A 23520-nucleotide genomic window follows, 5' to 3' on the forward strand; every position below is an offset into this window, starting at 1 on the left:
GAAAGAACTAAACATGTAGGAAAACATATAAATACAAAAGCATCCGATTTAGACCGGATGTTTCTTTGTATTAATTTCGTATTTCTTTAGTCTGTACTGTAACGATTGTCTTGATATGCCCAGTTGTGTTGCTGTGTTGGTAATGTGGTAGTTGTTTTCTTTAAGAAGCATAGTGATTAAGTTTTTTTCTAGGTTTTTATTGATGTCGCTTATAGAGTTTGTAGTGAGTGGTTTCGAGTCTTCTATTGGAGATTCAAGGTCACTCATTTTTTTATAGATATATGATGGTAACAAGTCTCTGGTTAACGTGTTTGTATCAAAGTCGGCTGATATAAACATGGCTTCTATCATATGTCTAAGTTCTCTTACGTTACCTGGAAAATCATAATTTTTAAGCAGTTCTAGAAATTCAGGTGATATGTCATTGATATAGTAGCTGAATTTATGATTAAAGACTTCTTGGAAATGCTTTATCAGTAGTGGTATATCATTCTTTCTATCTTTAAGTGATGGAATTTCTACAACAAAAGAAGAAAGTCTGTAGTATAGGTCATCCCTTAATTCATTATTTTCTATACATGCTAGTGGATCTTTGTTAGTGGAACTTATGATTCTACAGTTTATATCAATGGTTTGATTGGAACCTAACTTCCTGATGGTCTTTTCTTGTAACACTCTCAGAAGCTTTGCCTGCAGGATAATATTCATAGAGTTAATCTCATCAAGAAATACAGTACCATTTTTAGCTTCTTCGAAAATACCAATGGAATCGACTGCACCTGTGTAAGCACCTTTTGTTGCACCAAAAAAGATAGATTCCATAAGTGTTTCAGGAATAGCAGCACAGTTGATGGCGATGAAAGGTTCATTAGCTCTTTCGCTAGCTTGGTGAATAGCTTGTGCAAACAGTTCTTTACCAGTACCAGTTTCACCAAATAATAGGACATTTGAGTTATTCTTTGCTGCCTTCATTGCAATTTTCTTGGTAAATAAGAACTTGTCATTGTTACCGATGAGACTTTGGAACGAATCCGTTTGACTTGGGTGCTTCACAAAGTTTTGGAGTAAGTGCGACTGATGGGCAATATTTTCACTGATCACATCATAGTTCTGGTATATTGAGTAGACTGCTTCTAAATTTCCTTCATAAAAGAAAGGGTAGTTATCAGAGATGACACTGACTTGTTGTCCATTTGACATTTGATATTCCACCTTTTGATTAGTCAAGGCTTTTTTTGTCTTAAATATGTAGTCGTGAGGTGCATTTGGACTTTGATTAGAGTAAAGTGAATTTCTTTCTATTAAATCATCTGGAGAATAGTCTGCAGCTTCTATGTCTAGTGCCGTCTTATTTACATACATAACAAGGTCTTCTTTATTGGTTACAAAAATACCTTGGTTGATGTTATTCATTATTTCTTCATAGAGCTTCAGCTTAATGTTTTGCTCTTTTTCTTGATCCCTTTGAAATAGAAAAGCGTCCATGTTTTCTACTTTAAAGGTCTTAATATTATATGATGTGTTTTTAACTGTAATTCTTGTTTCTGATTTTATTCTTTGTACTGAAGTGTTATGGACATACGCTAATAGCCCCTTATCTTCTTCTGCTATTAGATTGCTATAGATAAACTCATCATTAAGGTAAACGATTATTGGTTCTGGAAAATGTTCGAATGCAAAGTGTTGCATGTTAATTCCTCCTCTGTATCTTTCTATATTACATATTATCATATATAGCAAAATATTTTTGCTTTTTCGCAAAAATATTTTGCTTTTTTATTATAAGAATTGATTATAATAATAATTTTTTCTTAAAATAGCTTATTTTTTTGTTGGCACGGTCTTTGCATAATATAAATCATGTAGGAGGCGAAGGTATGACAGAAGATAATTATTTGCTGAATCAGTATAAGATTATAGTAGAGTTTCTAGGAGAGATTTTAGGGGATAATGTAGAAATTGTTTTACATGATTTAACCGATCTTGAAGAATCCATAATAGCCATAAGTAATGGTCATATAAGTGGAAGAAAACTAGGAGGTCCTGTTACTGATTTGGCACTTAGAATGATTAAAGATGTTCAATATAAAAACATTAACTATATGACAGACTACCGAAGTGTATCAAGAAATGGCAAGTCCTTTCATTCATCAACACTTTTGATAAGAAATCATACAAGAACCTTAATAGGTATGTTGTGTTTTAACTTTGACTTTGGTGATTATTATTCAATCAAGAAATCCATTGAGAATATATTACCTCAATATTTAAAGAATCAAGAAGATCATCATATGGAATCACATATGATATCAGAGAAACTAAATGATTCCATTGAACATCTAGTATCACATGAAATTCATGAAATGAATGTCTATAAGAACTATGAACCTAAGAGACTTGTTCAGGAGGAGAAGATAGACATCATAAGAACACTTCATGACAAGGGCGTCTTTTTAATAAAAGGTGCTGTTATAGAAGTTGCATCTCAGTTAAGAATATCTGAAGCAACTGTCTATAGGTATCTCTCAATGATTAAGAGAGAAGTTTAGTATATTAATTGATTTATCTGGCCAGAGTTCAATATAATATAGATTTTATTGTTAAAATTATGTAAGCTAGTATTTAGAGTTTAGAGGAGATTGTATGGACAAGAATTTAAAAGAAAAGAAAAAGAGATTACCTAGTAAAATAGAAGCCTTTTCGGTTTTGATATTTGTAATCTTAGGTGTAAGTTTAGGTAGCCAGTTTGGAGTAAGTATAGGATCTGTTCTTATCTTAAGTGCAGTATATTCTATCATTGTTGGTATCAGATGTGGCTATACATATAAAGAACTAGAAGGTGCAATTATAGAGAAGATTAATGATATTATGTCAGTATTCTTTATCTTGTTAGCTATTGGTATGTTAATTGGTACATGGATGTTTTCAGGTACAATTCCAACAGCGATTTACTATCTTGTATCTATTGTTGATCCGAGAATGGTTATTGTATTAGGCTTCTTAGTATGTGCTATAGTAGCTACAATAATAGGTACTTCATGGGGTACTGCAGGTACTATTGGTGTTGTTATGATAGGTCTTGCACAAGTACTAGATGTACCAATGCCTGTAATGGCAGGTGCAGTTATAGCAGGTTCTCACTATGGCCAGTTGATTTCACCAATGTCTGATATGGTGGCTATATCTTCTTCAATGGCTAAGGTAGACCCTATGGAAATGATTAAGAGAACATTGATTGTTGTTGTTCCTAGTACAATCATCAGTATTGCCTTGTATGCATTTATTGGTTTTACAAATGCTGGTGTAGCAGGTTCTTCAGCTATGGTTGATGAATTACTTACTACAATCAAAACATTATTCAATGTAAATCCAATTGTATTATTACCACTAGTATTTATTATCTTTACAAGTGTAAAGAAGTATCCATCTGCACCATCTATGATTTTATCAGGCTTCTTAGCGATTATTATAGGTGTTGTATTTAATGGTTTCTCATTAGGTGATGGCTTAACTGCAGCCTTTGATGGTTTTAACGTAAGTATGACAGGTGTTGATCCTGAAACTGTAATGACACAAGTAACATCACTTATCAATAGAGGTGGTATGCTAACAATGTCTTATGTAATCATCTTATTATTCTGTGCAATGATCTTTGCAGGTGTAGTATCTAAGATCAAATGCTTAGATGTCATCGTATCTACTTTAGCTAAGAACGTTAAGAGTATTGGTGGCTTAACTGTAGCAGTCATCATTGCTAGTATTGTAACGGCTATTACAACATTACAAGCTTACTTAACAATCATTGTACCAAGTGAATTATTTGAGAAGAAATACATTGAAAATGGATACCACCCAGTAAATATGGTAGTTGCAGCACAAACAATCGGTGCCATAATTATGGTAATGTTCCCATGGGGTGATACAGGTCTTTACATGGCAGGAGTAACTGGGGTACCAACATTATCTTATGCACCATATGCATTTTTCTGTTGGGGTACAGCTATCATAGCAATAGTATTTGCCTTCTTAAAGATTGGTGTGAAGAAGTTAGATATAAAAGAAGTAAAAGAGCAAAAGGCAGTTTAAGAAAGGACATAGTATGAAATTCAATTTTGATAAAACAGTTAATCGATTTAATACAGATTCATTAAAATGGGATGAAATGAGAAAATTCTATCCTAATGCAAAAGAAGATCCGATAGCTATGTGGGTTGCTGACATGGACTTTGAAGTTGCACCATGTATTGTTGATGCACTTCATGAAAGAGTAGATCATAGAATCTTTGGTTACTCAAGCGAAGAAAACATGGAATACAACAAGGCTATTCAAAAGTGGATGATTGACAGACATGACTGGCATGTAGATCATGAAAGTGTATTCTTTTCACCAGGCGTTATTCCAGCACTTGGTTACCTAATCAATTTAATGACAAAACCTGGTGATGGGATCATCATTCAGCAACCTGTTTACTATCCGTTTGCCTATTTGACTAAAGGCAATGATCGTAAAATCGTTGATAACACACTAGTGTGTGTTGATGGTGACTACAAGATGGATTATGATGATTTAGAAGAAAAGCTTAAAGATCCAAACAACAAGTTAATGATTTTCTGTAGTCCTCACAATCCAGTAGGCCGTGTATGGTCTAAAGAAGAACTTGCAAAGATGCTAGACTTATGTAAGAAATATGATATGCCAGTTATTTCTGATGAAATTCACTTTGACTTAACTAGAGTTGGTGTTAAGCATACCGTTCTTGAAACAATTGACCCATCATATAAAGATAAGATTGTAACATGTACAGCACCAAGTAAAACATTTAACTTAGCAGGACTACAAAATGCTAACATTATCATCAATGATAAAAAACTTCGTGAGGACTGGTTATACTTTACACGTCATGTAGCTCATTTAGATGGTCATAGTACGTTTGGTGCTGTAGGCAATTTAGCAGCATACGAGAAAGGTGCTGAATGGTTAGATGAGTTAAAAGTTTATTTAGATGGTAATATAGAGTATCTTAAAACATTCTTTGCAGAACACATGAAAGAACTTAAAGTCATTGATTGTCAGGCCACATATCTTGTTTGGGTGGACTTTACAGGTTTAGGTATGACTGATGAGGAAATAGATAAAATCATGATAGAAGAAGCAGGTGTTCTATTAGATACAGGCACATGTTTTGGTGAACCAGGTAGAGGCTATCAAAGATTCAACATCGCATGTCCTAGAGAGACAATTGAAAAAGCTTTAGATTCTATTAAGATTGCATTTAATAAATAAAGAAGTAGGAAATCCTTAAACGGGATTTCCTATTTTAGTTACTCCTTTAATGATGTGATGTATAATATTGACTAATAATATAATTTTATATAGAATTGATTTAGGTAGATATTGGTATAAGACCAATTAGAGTGGGAGGAAAATCATGAATGAGTATATAATAACTTATGGGATTATAACTATAGTAATATTCATATTAGTCAGAGTTGTTGTACTGTGGTATTGGAAGATAGATAAAATTGTAAATAATTTGGAAGCTTTGAATGATAAGATGATTAATGAGGGAGACGAGTATTATCTAAAGGAAATATCAGATTCTTTAAAACGTCTTGAAAAGATTACTTTTGAAAATTATAAGCTTAGTGTAAAGCAAATTAAGAATGAAGATTCGCCTAAACTTGATAATGTATAATTGCAATAAATCAAAGTATAATATTTTTGAGAGGTAGTTATGTATTTAAATGCAAATGAAACAGAAGCCTGGTGGCTTGAAAGAATGATGGATAAGGCAAATATGGTAACAAGTTATAAACCTTATTGGTTGATGAGTATAATAGATATAATTGTTGAAGATGAGAGAAATATTATAAGTTTTGAGGAAGTTGTTAATCGTATGATTGCTAATGCTTGGTATACTGTACTTACTTTTAAGCTTTCTTTTGGTGTACAAGACAGATTATCATCTCTAATTATATATTTATCTGACACTTATCCTTATTTGAAAGAATCTAACAGGTCTAAGCTTCTATTTACTCTTGAAAACTCTGAAGAGCTTCGAAATGATTCAGAATTTTTAAAGATGAGAAAGAACTTATATCAAATGGCACCTTTCAGATTATTGTCGCCATTCTTTAAAGAAGCAACTCGAGGCATTAAAGACCAGAAGAAGAACAGATTGATTGTTGAAATGACAAGATTAAGTTATATCTGTTTTTATGATTTCAATGAAAATGTTAATGGTATAGTCATTCGCCAGAGTTGGATGGATTATATTATAAAGAATCAGGCTCTTATTAAAGGATGGATTCAATATAAACTCATTTTATATTTACAAGCACGTAATCCTAATGTACCTAATATCCCTTTAAAGATTATGCCACCTAATAAGAGAAGTTTGAGTAAAGCTCAGAACTTCTGGAAAGAAGTAACGAATCAAGAGGTGGTTTATGATATCTATACAGCTAAGCCTTTAGTTGTAGATAATTATGATATACATGGTGCTCTTAGTATTGATCATTTTATTCCTTGGTCTTTTGTATTACATGATGAATTTTGGAATTTAACCCCATCATTTAATAACGTTAATAGTAAGAAAAGTAATAGTTTACCAGATTTGGATAGGTATTTTAATGACTATTGCAATATGCAACTCCTTGCGATAAAGAAGTTGAAAGCTTTTGGGGAAAATAAACTGTTAGAGGATTACTATACTGTAAGCAAAGAGGAGCTGACGTATGTACTTTCATCAGATGAGACTGTTTCTTACAAAGCTTTAAAAGCATCATTAGAATCTACCATTATACCGCTACATCAAATAGCTTTGAATCAAGGATTTGATATTTGGTATAATTGTTAGGAAGTACTTTTGGGGGGAACATTTGAAGGAAAAGCTTTTATTTAACTCAATTTAATAAGAGTATATAATGTAATTAGTTTGATTATAAGTTTGATAATTATATATAGTTTTAAGGAAGTGATATTATGAATAAATTCAATGAGATAAACGAGATGATTTTGAAGTTTAGAAATGAAAGAGATTGGGAAAAGTTTCATACACCTGAGAATTTATCAAAGTCCATTGCCATCGAATCGGGGGAGTTGTTAGAGAACTTTCAATGGGGGGATGATTATAAAAAAGACGAAGTAGTTGATGAGTTAGCGGACATTCTGATATATTCATTACTTCTTGCTGATTCTATTGGTGTGGATCCCTATGAAATCATTGAAGCTAAAGTTAAAAAGAATGAGTTAAGATTTCCTGTTAACAAAGTAAAAGGAAATAGTGGCAAATATACAAAGGTGCAAATAGATGACTAGAATTATAAGACAACCTTTTTCAGTAGATTCAATAGTTAAAGTAGAAGGTCGTTTGCATACAACTAACTGGCCTGTAGTTTATATACTTGAAGGGTCCAAGAAGGCCTATGTAGGTGAAACTGGTAATTTTGTTAGACGTATGAGAACGCATTTGGTTAACAAAGATCGAGAAGATATGTCTTCTGTATACATGATATCAGATAACAAGTTTAATAAATCTGCAACATATGACATTGAATCACTATTAATTGAATACATTGCAGCAGACGGTGTCTATAGGCTGCAGAATGGAAATGGTGGACAACGGAACCATAATTATTATGATAAAGATTTTTATATGAATCAATTTGAGCATATCTGGAATGAACTCATGGATTTAGATGTCGCAAAACATAGATTACAAGATATCAGAAATAGTGAGTTATTTAAGTTTTCACCATTTAAAAGATTGGCTGAAGATCAAATTGAGGTTGTAGAAGCGATAGAAGAAATTGTTGCAACAAGCAATGAATCGTGTCATATTATCAAAGGAGAGCCAGGTACCGGAAAAACTGTTTTAGCAGTTTACCTTGCAAAGTATCTTATGTCATTAGAGCTTGATAACATCAAGAAAATAGGTATTGTTGTGCCGATGGTTTCTCTTAGAAAAACAGTAAAGAACGTTTTTAAAACTATTGAAGGCATGAAGGCAAAAATTGTGATTGGTCCTACTGAAGTAATCAAACAAGAAGGCGGCTATGACTTGTTGATTGTTGATGAAGCACATCGATTAGCTAGAAGAAAAAATCTTACAAGCTATGTGGGATTTGATAATGTTTGTAGAAAACTCGATTTGGATCCATTAACATCGACTCAGTTGGATTGGATGAAAATGAGTTCAAAGCATTTAGTATTGTTTTATGATTCAAATCAAACAGTTAAACCAACTGATATTAATCCGAAGGATTTGTTAGATCTGAACGCTAATATGTACTTTTTAAATACACAGTTCAGAATTGAAGCTGGTAAAGAGTATACTGAATATATTGAAAAAGTGCTACTGGGTAAAGTCGATAATAAGCAGTCTTTTGATGGGTATGATTTAAGACTGTTCAATGACGTAGATAAAATGATAGAATCTATAAAATCTCTGGATGCTAAATACGGTTTGTGTAGAAATGTTGCAGGATTTGCTTGGCCATGGGAATCTAAATATGATTACAGTTTGATGGATATAAAAATAGGTGATTATGAGTATAAGTGGAACTCAACTAATGAAGACTGGATTAGCTCTGAAAATGCTTTAAACGAAATTGGCTGTATTCATACAATTCAAGGATATGACCTTAATTATTGTGGTGTAATCATAGGAAATGACTTACAATATAGAGATGGAAATGTTGTTTATAATGCAAGCCATTATAAGGATAAAAGGGCTAAGGACTTAACTCTTTCTTCAGATGAGATGTTGAACTTCATTGTTAATATTTATAAAGTCTTGTTGACTAGGGGCATTAGAGGTACTTATGTATATGTCTGTGATGAAAGATTAAGAGAATTTATATCTTTGTTTGTATAATGATTGAAAAGATTGGTGGAGTAAATGGAGACAAAAGAAGTGTTCTTAATGAAAATGAGACCGCACTTTATCAATAAACAGTTTAGCAAGTTAGAGTATTTCATTCTGCGAAAAATTAATTATATAATTATTCTAGTTTTGACAGCAAGTGTTTTTGCTTTACTGAGTACTTATAATGGTTCAATTGAAATGTATGTAGCGGTGTTGACTTATTTTGGTGGATTAGCTATTTCATTTATTTTGATTGTGATTCACGTTAGATTTACATCTAGTAAATTTACTAAAAAGTGCAATGAAGAAAGAGTTAGAGTAATGGAAGAAGCTCTGAAGGAATGCAAGATAGATGATTTTAAGATGGTAAAAGAGCTGGCTAAAAGCATTAGTATTGAATCAGAAAGTAAGGTTTATCCATCATATTATTCTTTAGTTGTAATGATATGGTGCAATTATTTTGTTTTTGCAATTGATATTTCGGTGGATGATGTTAAGTCATTTTTACTATTGCAAGTCTTTTTTGCTCTTATATCGGTTATTTTGGATAAAACCTTCTCTAAATACGATTACGCGTATACAGAGAAGCAGAGTTTAAAGATAATATCGCATGAGTTACTAGAATTTACGAAAATAGGTGCAAATATAAACAAGCTTCATCAGAAAGAGATTATAAAAGAAGAAAGTAACTAGCTAACATAAGGGCAACTCATAAAGCTTCAAAGTAGTTGTTCAATTCGTCAAATTTCTCGTATCTTACAATGTATATTACAAAAATTGTTTTCTATAAGCTTATTCAAAACGATTGGATTGTGTATTGAAGATGAGTTGATTAATTACTAAAGTCGTATTCTATGGAATGCGATTTTATTTTTGTTCCAATTCTTATGTATGATGTGATAACATATACTTAGTTACTTTTGATAACTAAGAAAAGGGGTTATATGTATAAAATATTAATTGCTGATGATGAACCTAAGGTGATTCAGTTAATAGAGGCTTTAATTGATTGGGATAGATTAGGCTTAGAACTTGTTTCTACTGTACGTGATGGTATCAGTGCTCTAGCAGAAATTCAGACCTTGCAGCCGGATATTGTTATTACTGATATTAGGATGCCTGGTTATGATGGTATAGAGCTGATAAAAAAAGTACGTGGTATGAATATGGATGTGGATTTTATTATAATAAGTGGTTATCAACACTTTGACTATGCGCATACTGCCATTAAATATGATGTGACAGATTATCTGTTAAAGCCACTTAAGAAACAAGAAATCAATGATGTTTTAAAGAAGATGGTTAAAAAATATGATGACAAGTTATCTCATGATGAAAAACAGCAGGCTCTGATGGACCAGGTCTTAAGTGATCAGAAGGTGATAAGAGAAACTTTTTCAAGTAGATTGTTTACTGAGTCTCTTGTACTAGATGAAAAAGACTTATACAAGTCTTATCATATATCTTTTTTAGGTGATGCTTATAGGGTGATTTGCATCAAGCCGGATATAAACTATCATGTTTCTTTTGATGATGTTTTAAAGCTCTTGATAGATAAATGTAAGAGGATTGTATCTAAGTCTTTATCAGGACTTGTGAATGAACTTTTTATGTATGATGAAAGTGGCTTTCTATTTGTTTTTATAAATTATGAATCTTCAAATTCTTTTGACATTAGAAATGGCCTGTTATCAATAATCAATGAAATTAACTCACTCCGTGATTTGTTTAAACAAGTATCGGTATCGGCTAGTATGTCTAATGAGTTTGCTGGCCTTGAATCATTCCCAGGTGCCTATGAAGAGGCAAGAAGTCGCATGGATGACAAGATATTATCGTCTACCTCTCGTATCATTGACCAAGGTGACTTTAAGACAGGCCTTGTCAGTGATTACCTTAATGATCAAGTAAAAGATTCTTTGGTGGCTGCCATTAGAGAGTTGAATGTATCATCCTTTAAGAGTGTTATGGATAAGTTTGTTCAAACGATTTCTTTGTCAAAAGACATATCTGGAGGAGTTTATTTCGAAATGGCCCATGAAGTCATTGAACTTGTGATTTCAACCATGACTAGATTTGAGTTATTAGATGATATTACTAATCCATCGGATGTTACCATGTATATGGCTAAGTCTGTTCATGGACTCTTTGACTATGTAACAGATTATTCTACAGATCTTTTAAGTATTGGACTTGAAAATAGAAAGAAGAACAACTTAAAACCAGTAGAAGAGGCTAAGAAAATCATTCAAGCATCTTTTTCTAAACAAGTCAGTTTAGAATGGATTGCATCTCAAGTTGGCTTTAATCCTTCATACTTCTCTACCTTGTTTAAAAGAGAAACAGGACAAAAGCTTATAGACTACTTAACACAAGTGAGGATGGATGAAGCCAAGAGGCTATTATCAGATGGCCAAGTCAAGATTGGTGAAATAGGTATGATGTGCGGTTATTTAGATAACAAGCATTTTTCTAAGCAGTTTAAGAAATACACGGGTTTGTCGCCATCTCAATACAAGAAGCTTTACTATTAGGTGATTATGAAAAAGAAAATTATAATGAATAGGATCATGATCTTTTATGGTCTATATGTTTTAATCAGTTTGATTCTTCTGTATTACAGTTTTGTATTTACAGTCGTATTTCCAAACGCCATTAACAACCTGCTCTTTATTACTATACTTATAGTGGTGTGTATTTTACCATATCTTATTTATCGAAGGGTCATACTGCCTGCACGGCATTTGGATAAGTCTATCAGGCAGTTTCATCAGGGTGGAAACAGTCAAGGATTAAAGTCAAATCCTTATGTACACACTGAAGAGATGAATCTTATGTTTGATCATGTACTCAAGCTGTCTGAAAATGTGCAAAGTGTTAGGGTATCCAATTTGCATTCTGAGTACAGGGCTTTACAAAATCAAATCAATCCCCATTTTTTATACAACACACTTGAAGCAGTTAGAAGTGACGCCCTTATTGCTGGTAATAAAGAAATTGCAGATATCACAGAATCCCTTGCTACTTTCTTTAGATATACCATCTCTAATATAGAAAGTATGGTAACTTTAGAAGATGAGCTTGTTAATGTGAAAAACTATTTTAAAATACAAAACTATAGGTTTGGTGATAAGATCAGACTTTCCATCTCTTATGGTGATAAGCTTGATCTATTAAAGACCACCTTGCCTAAACTTATTTTGCAGCCAATTGTAGAGAATGCTATCTTGCATGGGCTAGAATATAAGGTAGACAGTGGACAGATTGTCATCAAGGTTCATGAGACACAAAACAGGGTCCTTATAGACGTCATCGATGATGGTGTTGGTATGACCGAAGATTTAGTGGATAAGATTAACAGACGTATGGCATTTGTTGATGATCATATTTTAGAAAGAAAAATGAAAAAGGGTGGTATCGCCTTAGTAAATGTTAATAATCGTATCAAGTTGACTTTTGGACAAGCCTACGGCTTAAGACTGTCCTCAGTACATGGTTATGGCACAACCGTCAATATCAGTTTACCAAAGAAGATGGATCTATCATGAAAGAAAAATTAAGACTTGAAAACATACTGGCTGAATCTGGTGGGATTAAGCTCTTAGATGATTTTTATATGTCCTTAGAAGAAGGTCAGACCCTTGGCATATATATTAAAGAACAGCGTATTAAAGATATTTTAATAGACATATTAGATGGTGTACACACACCTCTAAATGGCTATTTTTATTACGATGATAAACAGGTAGACAGATTATCAAAGATACATGTGGTAGAAGGCAGGTCAAAGCTCATTGATGGTATGACCATCTCGAACAATATCTTTGTTTTAAGACCTGGCTTTAAAGAGCAGTTTATTAGTGACAAACTTTTAAATCAACAGGCCAAGCGCTTACTTGATGAACTGGGTATTGACTTAGACCCTAGGCTAAAGATCAATCAACTGACAAATTTTGAGAAGGTTCAAATTGAACTGGCCAAGGCTTATGGTCTGGGGCATGAAGTGATTATACTAAAAGACTTGTCAGCTTATTATTCAGATGCTGAATTAGAAGAACTGAATGACTTGATGGACTATATGATTTCAAAGTCTAAATCCTTTGTCATCATTGATTCTTTCTATGACATTTTAAGTAAGTTTTCATCACAAGTTATATGGGTTAAAAATGGTAAGAATAAGTGGGTCATAAAAGACCAACTACCAGACGCCTTTTTAAAAGAGCTTGTTATAGAATCCAGTCATGATGAAGAAATTGACGATCTGCCTGTGCTCTCATTTGTAGATGTAAACTGTCAAGTAATCAAGGACTTTAAATTGTCCATTCATAGGGGAGAAGTCATCAACATATTTGATAGAGACGGTGAACACCTCAACTGTTTAACAGATATGATACTTGGTCGCATTAGACCTTCTAGTGGCAAGATTGTCTTTAAAGATTCAGAAATAAAGATAAAAAACTTGGATTACGCCATTGATAAAGGCATTGGCTTTATAGGTGTTAATCCAACCGTCAATACCTTGTTTCCTGATTTGACATGTCTAGATAACTTGTGTTACTTGGTCAGTAGAAAAGTAAAAAACTTTTGGATGTTAAACAGGTATAAGAAAAGTATTCTTGCTAAGTTTAAAGATAAGTTTGATGACATGGACGCATCTATATACATCGATGATATGTCTATATTTGATAGACAAAGATTGGTTTATTATAGGTGGCTTGCCTACAAACCAGATGTTGTCATTGTTCAAAGACCCTTTACTTCAGTGGATCAAATGCTGAGACAGTTGACCTATGATTTAATAAACGAACTCTCTAGTCAAGGCATTTCTGTGATACTAATGTCAGTAAACAAAGCTGAGATGTTTAGTGGACGCTATTATGAGATGAACTAAAAAAAACACACCTTTTTCTAAAAAATGACCTTTGAAAACGTTTTTCTTCAGTGATAAACTGATGCCATAAATGTTAACAAAGGTTTTTTAGGAGGCAATTTTGAGTCTTAATCTCATAGAATTAAACAAAGTCAGTAAATCTTTTCCTGGTGTCAAGGCCTTAGACCAAGTCTCATTTGATCTGAAAAAAGGTGAAGTGCATGCCTTGCTTGGTGAGAATGGTGCAGGTAAGTCCACGCTTATGAAAATTATCTCAGGTATCTATAAAAGAGATGAGGGAACTTATTTTATAGATGGCAAAGACATTGGTGATTTGACACCAAAAAAAGCTGCTGATTTGGGCATCGCTATCATCCATCAAGAACTGAACATGTGTCAGGACCTAACAGTTGCAGAAAACATGTTTTTAGGAAGAGAAAAGAAAAAGTATGGATTCGTTGATCAAAAGTCACTCAATGAAGATGCAAGAATCATTCTTGAAAAGCTTCAGATGGACATTGATCCAGAGATGGTGGTAAGGAAACTACCGGTATCTAAACAACAGATGATAGAAATTGCAAAAGCACTTTCTACTAATGCTCGCATACTTATCATGGATGAACCCACCTCTGCCTTAACTGAAAAAGAGTGTGTAGAGCTTTTTAAGATAATCAACAACTTAAAAAAGAACGGTTGTGCCATTATCTATATATCTCATAGATTAGAAGAATTAGAACATATTACTGATAGGGTGTCGGTCTTTAGAGATGGCAAGTACATCATCACTAAAAACTACAAAGACACAAGCTTAGATGAGATTATTGCCTACATGGTGGGCCGTGAGATTACTGATAAGTATCCTAATATTCAAATGCCTTTAGGTGATAAGATACTTGAAGTAAATAAGCTAAACGCAGGTATGCTTAAGGATATATCATTTGATCTGTTCTCCGGTGAAATTGTTGGTTTCTCAGGACTCATGGGTGCCGGAAGAACAGAACTATTTAAAACCATCTTTGGTGCAGATAAAAAAGAGTCTGGAGAGATCATCTTAGATGGTCATCACTTGAATATTAAATCACCAGAAGATGCTATCAGGTATGGTATTGTATTAGGACCAGAAGACAGAAAGTCAGAAGGCTTATGTACAAAACTTAGTATCAGAGAAAATATTGCACTTGCAAATTTAGATCAAATCAGTAATAAGTTTGGCTTTATAGATAAAGAAAAGGAAGCTGAAATTGTTGACAAGATGATTTCAGATTTAAAGATAAAAACCCCTTCTATGGAACAAGATGCAAAGAACTTGTCTGGTGGAAACCAGCAGAAGGTGGTTGTAGGCAAATGGTTGGCAAGAGATGCTAGAGTGGTTGTTTTCGATGAACCAACAAGAGGCATTGATGTAGCTGCTAAGGTAGAGATCTATAACATTATGAATGAGTTGAAACGTCAGGGTGTTGGTGTGATATTCATTTCGTCAGAACTACCTGAGATAATGGGCATGAGTGATAGAGTCCTTGTTATGTGTAACGGTCGCATCACAGGTAATCTAATGACATCAGACACATCACAGGATGAGATTTTACACTGTGCAACTAGATATTCAAATTAAGGAGTAATCAATGGAAGTATCAGCAAAAATGAAAACAAAATCTAGAAGAAAGATTATGTCTATTAGGGGTATGGGACAGGTCATCTCAGTAAGTATTGCCTTATTGGTTATGTCTCTTATATTTGGTATTATCAATCCATCTTTTTTTTCAGGCGATAATATGACCAACTTGTTAAGACAAGTTGTACCCATTATGATCATTGGTATGGGTCAATCCTATGTACTTATTACTGGTGGTATAGACTTATCTATTGGTTCTGTAGCAGGTATGTCTTGTATGATTTCAGCGACACTTATGACAGCAGTTGGTATGAATCCTATACTGGCTTCGATCATCACACTGATTGCCTGCTGCTTAGTAGGTTTCATAAATGGCTTGTTGGTTTCTAAAACGAAGTTACCTGCCTTTATAGCAACACTTGGTACCATGATTATAGCTAGAGGTATTGCTCAGCTTGCCAATGGTAACCTTAACACAGATGGTATTCCTGCATCGGCAGATACCTTCAAAAACATATTTTACTATGGAAAAACACTTGGCCTTTATAATCCTATTTGGATTGGTATCATCTTGTTTGCCATATTCTCAATCATTTTATCTAGAACAACAACAGGTAGACATATATACGCTATTGGATCTAACTATGAAGCAGCTAAGCTTTCTGGTGTAAATGTCATCACTGCTGAAACAAAAGTTTACATTGTCAGTTCATTTTTAGCAGGTGTTGTTGGTCTAATGTTAACAGCACAGTCAGGCATGGGTACTATGAATGCCGGTACAGGCTATGAGTTAAATGCTGTTGCTGCATCAGTCATTGGTGGTGTTTCTACCATGGGTGGTCAAGGTTTACTATTTGGTACAGTCATTGGTTCATTTATCTGGGGTGTTCTAAACAATGGTCTACAGTTTGCTGGTGCGCCACTTGCACTAAGAAACTTGGTAATTGGTGTTGTTGTTATTGTATCTGTACTCATAGATAGAGTAGCAAGATCAGGTAATGTAGATATGAAAAAGTGGTTTAAGTTCTAGGAATGTCCTAGAGTTAAATATAAATATTCATGGAGGGAAGATATGAAGAAATTTTTAACTATGATGTTAATCATCACACTGGCATTAACTGCATTTATAAGTTGTGCATCATCAAATGAAAGCACAGGTTCAGGCGATGTAGAAGAGGCAAAACTGGTTTATCTTATTACAATGGATAAGATGGATCAACACTGGGTTAACGTTGACAAGGGTGCTAAAGTAATGGCTGAAGGTTTAGGTCTTAAGTACAAGTGGGACGCACCAGACGTAAAAGACAATGCTAAGCAGATTGAAGCGGTTAACAATGCAGTAGCAGATAATGCAGACTTAATCTTATTAGCTGCAAACGATCCACAAGCGATTTCTGAAGCTGTTAAGAATGCTAAGGCAAAAGGTGTAAAGATTATCTATGTAGATTCAGCTGCAAATGAGCCTGCAATTGCAACACTATCAACAAACAACTACCAAGCAGGTGCTTTAGCTGGTCAAACAATGGTTGATGAACTTACAGCTGCAGGTCAAACATCAGGTAAGATTGGTATCATAGGTGTTAACACTGCAACGAACTCAACAATGGACAGAGAGAATGGTTTTAGATCAGTTCTTGAAGCTGCTGGTTATGAAATCCTAACAACAGAGTATAAAGATGGTGATGCTGCTGCATCTCAAGAGTCTGCTTATGGATTTATCGTTGGTAATGAAGATTTAGTTGGTTTATATGGTACTAATGAAGGTTCTACTGTAGGTGTTGGTAATGCAATTAAAGCATCAGGTAAAGACATCATTGGTATTGGCTTTGACAAGTCAGATGCTATCCAAGGTCTTCTAAATGATGGATCTTTAAAAGCTGCTATGGCACAGAATCCTTTCACTATGGGTTATCTAGGTGTAGGTCAAGCTTATGCTGCACTTAATGATGAAAGTACAGGTCCTGCTGTAATTGATACAGGTGTTGCTGTATTAAGAGGTGAATAATAAATTTAGCCACAACTCTGTTGTGGCTACAAGTGTTTTATATCTTCCAAACATCTTAAGCCCTTAGGGGCTTTTTTTGATTATATTGTTCCAAGTGTTGTTTGTAGATTCATCTTATGTGCAGTAATATAAGACATTTCATTTTTATCTGTTGACAGGTTTGTCTAATAACGTTAGACTAAAAGTGTCTAAAGGTATTAGACAGGAGGTTTGAAATGGACAAATATAAGCTAGGTGACATGGAACAGAAATTTGCAGATTTAATATGGGACCATGCGCCTATTAAAATGAGAGCATTAATTTTACTGTGTCAGGAGCACTTTGAGTGGAAGAGAACAACAACTTACACCATGCTGAAGCGTCTTTGTAATAGAGGCATGTTTGAAAACTCTGATGGTGAAGTCAAGGTACTCATAGCTAAAGAGGATTTCTTAGCAGGCAAAGGAGAAGAGTTTCTTGAAGAGACTTTTGAGGGATCTTTACCTAGATTTTTAGCAGCATTTACTCGTAAAAAGAAGTTAAGTGATAGTGAGATTTTAGAACTGCAAAAGTTAATAGATGATCATAAGGAGTGATAGATATGCTTAGAGAATTATTTTTAGGGATTCTAGACATGTCTTATGTGGCTTCTATAGTTATTCTTGTTATTGTAATAGCAAGGCTGTTTTTAAAGAGAATGCCAAAGAAGTACTCCTATTTATTATGGGTTGTTGCTTTAGTAAGATTGACCATACCTTTTACATTTGAAAGTGTTTTTTCTTTATTACCTAAGAGTCAGAGTCCTATAGCGATGAGTTCAAGTCCTATTATTTTAAATGCACCTAATACGATACTACCATCAAGGTCGCTACAAGTAACAACAGGTAGCCCTATGTATAGTTTTGATCCGGTGGACTTGATGATAGATATAGGCGCTTTGATTTGGATAATGGTCTTTGCTTTTATGATAATTTACGGCGTATTTTCATATGCAAAAATGAAAAGAAAGCTTCACGCTAGCATACATATTGTTGAGAACATCTATAAGTCTGATAAGATAGAAACACCATTTGTTTTAGGCTTGTTTAAGCCGAAGATTTACATGCCTTCTCATGTAGAAGAGGGAGCTGAAAAGTATATTGTACTTCATGAAAGTACTCACATTAAAAGAAAAGATCATATAGTACGTTTGTTTTCTTACTTGGTTTTATGTTTGCATTGGTTTAATCCATTGGTATGGCTGGCATTCATTCTAAGTGAAAGAGATATGGAAATGGCCTGTGATGAATCTGTTATAGACAAACTGGGTGTAGAAAGTAAAAAGTCATATTCTCAGACTTTGTTGAATTTAACAGTGGGAAGAAAGCTAAAGCTATCACCGCTTGCATTTAGTGAAGGTGACACAAAGTCAAGAATAAAAAACATATTAAAGTTTAAGAAGCCAAAGTATTATGTTGCATTTGTTTTAGTGATACTACTTACTATATTAGGCTTTTCTTTACTGACCAATCCCTTAAGTGATAAAAGTGATTTTACCGGTAAGTCTTATTATGTTGGTCAAATTCCATACAGTTCTTTAGAATATTCATTTGCATATACAAAAGAAACAGCACCAAGCTTTACCATATCTTCTGACAACCAGCTCTTAACTTCTTCTAGTGATAGTACTGGGTGGCAACTTGTTGGTGGACTAGGTAAAGTTGATACGACTAAGAGTGAGATACTTTCAATGTTAAATTTTAAAGAAACACTTTCAGAAGCAGTTTCTGGTCAATTAAATGATATTAAGGGTGTCTATCAAGTGGATGATGAAGAACATTTTTACTTAGTCGTAGAGACAACTAACAACTTGTATATGATGCAAGGCTTTTATGAACAAGATAGAATGGTTATAAGATGGATTTTTGATCTTGAAGAGATGGATGAGGTGAAAATCGTTACTTCTAGTGACTTGCTTAAATACAGAACGCCTTATGTAGGTGATAATGTCTCTGTCTTGAGTATCGTTAATCTACTTGATTTTCCAGATGAATACACTTATGAGGGCATTGAGCTTAAAACAGATAGTGAGCCCTATGGACTAACAGTAAATTTCACTGGGCCAAATGGCAGTGATGCTTTGAAAAGTCCTGTCTTTAATGTCAATGCTTATATACTCTTATCCCTTATAGAGAACCTTGATACCATTACCTTTCATGTGAATGATACGCTTACCATGTATTATTTTAGAGGAAACATGGAAGAAAATCTTGGATATGAAGTATGGCCTATGAGTGAAAGCACTGATAAATTCGAGGACTTTATCGAAGATATAACAAGTGTTACAGCTTATGACAGCGATACTTCTGTTGAGACACACTTAGCATCAGATAATCCTTTAGAACTTGCCATTCACGATGCCATTATGAGAATGAATGATGTGAGGTCAGAGAATTCTGTTAGTGTTGAAAGCCATGTGATCTTAGATGTCGATATAAAAGGTGATGAGACAGATGTTTATTTGATGGTTCTTTTTTTAGAACTAGAAAAAGGTTCTGACGGTTTAAAAACTGTGAGTGGTTCTCACATGCCAGTTAAGTTAACTTTTAATTATAGCGATAAGTATGAGTTTGTTGAATTTTGGAGACCTAGAGATGGTGCTGGATTTGTAGAAGATGTAAGATTACTATTTCCTGACGATGTAGAAAATTTAGCCATGGATACACAGCTGTTTGTAATGAGTCAAACACAGTCTTGTTATGAACAAGCTGTTGAAGCGCTAAATATTGATGTAAATCGTGTTCTTGAAAGTTTGACTAATGAGGTGATGAGTTCACCTAAAACTTCATCTAATCCTCAGGATTATATAGATGACAACTACATCAGCTATAGAGAGATGATGTATTATGGTACATATACACTTGAGTTTATTGAAGAAAATCGTACAAGACATGTTGAAGACTTAAAAACTAAGATTCTTGAGCTTATGCTTGAAGACTTGACGATTAGCATCGAGACCTATACAAGTTAATTAGTTTCTGATTTATAGCCTTCAGATTGTCTGGGGGCTTTCTTAGTACAGTATAAGATAATAGATAGTAACAAGATGACAAACGTATATATTTTATAGTCAAACCAAGCTTTTGGTGAATTAGGCAAGTTAAGTGATATGTAAACAATAGACATATATTGGAAATGATTGTATGGCGAGTATGTGCTATAGCAATAGTTTAAAAATCTTACCGCAAGCTTCAATTTAGATGGTTGTGTTGGGTGAAATGGGATCTTGAATAGTCGAGTTCTCTAACGCCTAAACATGGCTTATCGAGGAGTATGAAAAGGAGAAAGATTGCTAAAGACAGTCATGAGATAAATATGATGCTATGTTTCCTTGCATTGTTTCTGATTATTTTATCATTGATAAAAGCAAGGACACTTGCTGTAATCGTTGTTATTTCAGTATTGATTGTTTCTTTGGCTTTACTTGACTTTAATACTAAAGTCAAAGTAAGAGGTGATTCTGTGGATGTAGAAACATACAAAAACAGAAAAAACTCATCAGACCCTAGCCGGAAGGATGAGTAGAACTGCAAGGAAAGTCGTTGATACGGCTTTTCTTGCTTTTATTATAATACACATTAAGAATGTGTTCAAGCTATATGCTATAAATTGGAAATTGATTATTAAAACGGTTATAAAAGTTGTTTATGCGGTTGATGAATTAAGCAAGGTAAGTGATATACAAATAATTGACATTTATTGGAAATGACTGTATGATAAGTATGTGCTATAGCAATAGTTTATAAATCCTACCTTAAGCTTCAACTTAGATGGGTTGTGTTTGGGTGAAATGGGAACTTGAACAGTCGAGTTCTTTAACGCCTAAACATGGCTTATTGAAAGGGAGGAGTATGAAAAGGAGAAAGATTGTTAAAGACAGTCATGAGATAAACATGATGCTATGTTTCATTGCATTATTTCTGATTATTTTATCATTGATAAAAGCAACGACACTAGCGGTAATCGTTGTTATTTCAGTATTGATTGTTTCTTTAGCTTTACTTGACTTTAACACCAAAGTCAAAGTAAGAGGTGATTCTGTGGATGTAGAAACATACAAAAACAGAAAAAACTCATCTGCCCCTGGAAGGAAGGATGAGTAGAACTACAAGGAAAGTCGTTTATACGGCTTTTCTTGCTTTTATTATAATACACATTAAGAATGGATTCAAGCTATATGCTATAAAATGGTAAATTTAAGAATTTTATTATGGAGTTTATTATTCAGGTATTCCATCATGATAGTATCAAAGTTCATGATCGAAGTTGTAGTTGAATCATGAGTGAAATCGTTAGGTGTGTTTAATGACTCATCAGTGAAATTGTGTTTTGCAAAAAAATGTATGGACATTCCTATTTTGTATAGATTTAATATTTTGGTAATGTTAATAATTGGTATTATGAAGTACTATTGATTTAGAGCGAGTATTGTATATTAAATTACTAACCTATGATGGTTATAAGTATCTTTTTATAGTTGTAATAGGCTTCCGTGATAACTGTGGTAATATGTCTAATTTATCATAAAGTTGATTACTTAGGAGACAAAATGAAAAAGTTTTTCGTAACATTATTAGTGATAATAGCAATTTTTATCTTGTTAATCAAAGTAAATATGGGCGATTCATTTATCGGAAAAGATACTATAAGAAAAAGTCTTGATTTTAATGATTTCGAAGTAAGTGTTTATCTGGGGGTTGTAAGACTGAGTCCTGACACCTATAAAATAACACCTTCAGATGGTGATAGGATTAAATCCATATTTAAGGATAACCAGTTAATAAGTGATTTTAGGTTTGATCAAATACCTGATGATTGTATTGAGTTCAAAATGGGATATCCTAAGTCAGGTTTAGACCATTATATTCTTTTAATTGACCCTGTTACAAGGTCAAACTGGTGTTATAGTTTTACTCAAACAGACTATGCCTATAGCGTAGACCTTAATGAAGACGATTTAGAGTTTTTATTGTCATTACAAGAAAAGTACTCTGTACCTGCAAAGCAAAATGGGGTTAAAAAAGGGAAGGTCTTATTAACAGAGAAGAAACAAGAAGAAGAAAATCACTTATACAACTTTAGCTTAGACTATCCTCATGTAATAATCACTGAAGTCTTTTATGAGGTGTCGTTTAAAGAGGACTCAACAATGGGTTCTATTCCAATTGATCTCTTGGATGAGATAGATGTTGGCTTTAATGTGCCCGATGAACGTATAGATAACTTAACGGAAATAAAGATTATTGTAAGAGGCTATCAAGTTGTTGAAGATAAGGAGATACCTTTTCAAAACATCTTTTATTTTAGAGGCCCAGAGCTATAGATTCTGTACTGGTTTAATGAATGATGTTTATTATATGCCTTTAGATTCATTTATAATTGTAGAGATTCTGACAGAGTTTATTAGATTATGTAGACTATGAATATGAAATGATGAGTTTGTAAAAAATAAGCAGTTCTATAAGGAGTTAACCATGTTAGAAAATATCAAATATGTTCTACCAGAGTTTCTCGTGTTTTTAATGGCAGTAGGTTTTTATCTTTATCAAAAGCGTTAAAATAAGAATACTACACTTATTTTAAAAGAGAAGATTAAAAATAACGAGGAATATTGAGATATCAGTTATCTGAAAGTGGATTCAAAACCATATATGTTAGGATAGTAAGTTAATCAAAAGCTTACTGTACTTTATGAATAAAGATGGTGTCAGATAAAGGTAATCGAAGTTAATAAATGAGCTTATTAATATAGAGAGGAGCTACTAGATGATTAGAAAGAAAAGTTATTACCTAAAAAAAGTTATAATCGTCATTTTAATATTAGCGCCGATACTTACATATATGAACTACTATAAGTTTGATGAATCTGATTTGGCTTATAGTTTGGGGAAACACTTAGATCAGACAATCTCTATTATTGACAAGCAAGAGCGATCTGAAGGCAAATACTTAGTTGTATACTTTGATATGGAAGATAGATATGGTCTTGCTTTACTGCCCTATATGTTAGGATAGTTGTCGGGAGGATGGTTTTACTATATGCTAGTTAATAGACATAAGTAAAAGGAGATACTCGATGCCAAGATACAGTCCAGAATTAAAGGAAAAAATTATAAAGGACATGTTACCACCAAACAATGTACCA

The 23520-nt window shown here is 33.5% G+C and carries 21 protein-coding genes; 20 read left to right on the forward strand and 1 reads right to left on the reverse strand.

Annotated features, from left to right (window positions below):
• Positions 1–48: 48 nt before the first annotated feature.
• The gene (locus tag EZV73_RS10250; protein ID WP_240840213.1) at positions 49–1689 is read right to left on the reverse strand and encodes a sigma-54-dependent Fis family transcriptional regulator; all 1641 of its coding nucleotides are present in this window, start codon (positions 1687–1689) and stop codon (positions 49–51) included.
• Between the two features lie 188 nt (positions 1690–1877).
• On the opposite strand from EZV73_RS10250, the gene EZV73_RS10255 reads away from it, so the two are divergent.
• The 20 genes from EZV73_RS10255 to EZV73_RS10350 all read left to right on the forward strand — a co-directional run bounded on the left by EZV73_RS10255 (position 1878) and on the right by EZV73_RS10350 (position 23390).
• Positions 1878–2549, forward strand: a complete 672-nt coding sequence (locus tag EZV73_RS10255; protein WP_240840215.1) for a transcriptional regulator — start codon at positions 1878–1880, stop codon at positions 2547–2549.
• A gap of 94 nt (positions 2550–2643) precedes the next feature.
• Complete coding sequence (locus EZV73_RS10260; protein ID WP_240840216.1) at positions 2644–4086, forward strand: Na+/H+ antiporter NhaC family protein; 1443 nt, start codon at positions 2644–2646, stop codon at positions 4084–4086.
• Between the two features lie 13 nt (positions 4087–4099).
• Complete coding sequence (locus tag EZV73_RS10265) at positions 4100–5284, forward strand: MalY/PatB family protein (protein WP_240840217.1); 1185 nt, start codon at positions 4100–4102, stop codon at positions 5282–5284.
• Positions 5285–5429: 145 nt separating this feature from the next.
• Positions 5430–5696, forward strand: a complete 267-nt coding sequence (locus EZV73_RS10270; RefSeq protein WP_240840218.1) for a hypothetical protein — start codon at positions 5430–5432, stop codon at positions 5694–5696.
• 39 nt (positions 5697–5735) lie between these two features.
• The gene (locus EZV73_RS10275; RefSeq protein WP_240840219.1) at positions 5736–6860 is read left to right on the forward strand and encodes an HNH endonuclease domain-containing protein; all 1125 of its coding nucleotides are present in this window, start codon (positions 5736–5738) and stop codon (positions 6858–6860) included.
• A gap of 125 nt (positions 6861–6985) precedes the next feature.
• Positions 6986–7321, forward strand: a complete 336-nt coding sequence (locus tag EZV73_RS10280; RefSeq protein ID WP_240840220.1) for a nucleotide pyrophosphohydrolase — start codon at positions 6986–6988, stop codon at positions 7319–7321.
• Positions 7314–8879, forward strand: a complete 1566-nt coding sequence (locus EZV73_RS10285; protein WP_240840221.1) for a DUF2075 domain-containing protein — start codon at positions 7314–7316, stop codon at positions 8877–8879. Before EZV73_RS10280 ends, EZV73_RS10285 begins: the two co-directional genes overlap by 8 nt.
• A 24-nt stretch (positions 8880–8903) precedes the next feature.
• Entirely contained in the window at positions 8904–9563 is a 660-nt protein-coding gene (locus tag EZV73_RS10290) for a hypothetical protein (RefSeq protein WP_240840222.1), read from the forward strand.
• A 251-nt stretch (positions 9564–9814) separates the two neighbouring features.
• On the forward strand, positions 9815–11404 hold the full coding sequence (locus EZV73_RS10295; protein ID WP_240840223.1) for a response regulator: 1590 nt from the start codon (positions 9815–9817) through the stop codon (positions 11402–11404).
• Positions 11405–11410: 6 nt separating this feature from the next.
• Positions 11411–12418, forward strand: coding sequence for a sensor histidine kinase (locus EZV73_RS10300; RefSeq protein ID WP_240840224.1), 1008 nt, complete (start codon positions 11411–11413; stop codon positions 12416–12418).
• Complete coding sequence (locus tag EZV73_RS10305) at positions 12415–13761, forward strand: ATP-binding cassette domain-containing protein (protein ID WP_240840225.1); 1347 nt, start codon at positions 12415–12417, stop codon at positions 13759–13761. The genes EZV73_RS10300 and EZV73_RS10305 overlap by 4 nt, the downstream gene beginning before the upstream one ends.
• A 100-nt stretch (positions 13762–13861) precedes the next feature.
• Positions 13862–15352, forward strand: a complete 1491-nt coding sequence (locus tag EZV73_RS10310) for a sugar ABC transporter ATP-binding protein (protein WP_240840226.1) — start codon at positions 13862–13864, stop codon at positions 15350–15352.
• A gap of 10 nt (positions 15353–15362) precedes the next feature.
• Positions 15363–16382 (forward strand): ABC transporter permease, encoded by a 1020-nt coding sequence (locus tag EZV73_RS10315; RefSeq protein WP_240840227.1) that lies wholly within the window; start codon positions 15363–15365, stop codon positions 16380–16382.
• 42 nt (positions 16383–16424) lie between these two features.
• The gene (locus tag EZV73_RS10320; RefSeq protein ID WP_240840228.1) at positions 16425–17357 is read left to right on the forward strand and encodes a substrate-binding domain-containing protein; all 933 of its coding nucleotides are present in this window, start codon (positions 16425–16427) and stop codon (positions 17355–17357) included.
• Positions 17358–17572: 215 nt separating this feature from the next.
• On the forward strand, positions 17573–17932 hold the full coding sequence (locus EZV73_RS10325; RefSeq protein ID WP_240840229.1) for a BlaI/MecI/CopY family transcriptional regulator: 360 nt from the start codon (positions 17573–17575) through the stop codon (positions 17930–17932).
• 5 nt (positions 17933–17937) lie between these two features.
• Positions 17938–20346 carry a M56 family metallopeptidase gene (locus tag EZV73_RS10330; protein ID WP_240840230.1) on the forward strand — a complete coding sequence of 803 codons (2409 nt, stop codon included), beginning with the start codon at positions 17938–17940 and terminating at the stop codon, positions 20344–20346.
• A gap of 302 nt (positions 20347–20648) precedes the next feature.
• Entirely contained in the window at positions 20649–20900 is a 252-nt protein-coding gene (locus EZV73_RS10335; RefSeq protein WP_240840231.1) for a hypothetical protein, read from the forward strand.
• A gap of 326 nt (positions 20901–21226) precedes the next feature.
• Positions 21227–21478, forward strand: a complete 252-nt coding sequence (locus EZV73_RS10340; RefSeq protein WP_240840232.1) for a hypothetical protein — start codon at positions 21227–21229, stop codon at positions 21476–21478.
• A gap of 446 nt (positions 21479–21924) precedes the next feature.
• On the forward strand, positions 21925–22698 hold the full coding sequence (locus tag EZV73_RS10345; RefSeq protein WP_240840233.1) for a hypothetical protein: 774 nt from the start codon (positions 21925–21927) through the stop codon (positions 22696–22698).
• 443 nt (positions 22699–23141) lie between these two features.
• Positions 23142–23390 carry a hypothetical protein gene (locus EZV73_RS10350; protein WP_240840234.1) on the forward strand — a complete coding sequence of 83 codons (249 nt, stop codon included), beginning with the start codon at positions 23142–23144 and terminating at the stop codon, positions 23388–23390.
• The last annotated feature ends 130 nt before the right edge of the window (positions 23391–23520 follow it).

Origin of the sequence: Acidaminobacter sp. JC074 (genome assembly GCF_022496765.1) — a bacterium.
Lineage (GTDB): Bacteria > Bacillota > Clostridia > Peptostreptococcales > Acidaminobacteraceae > JABXKX01.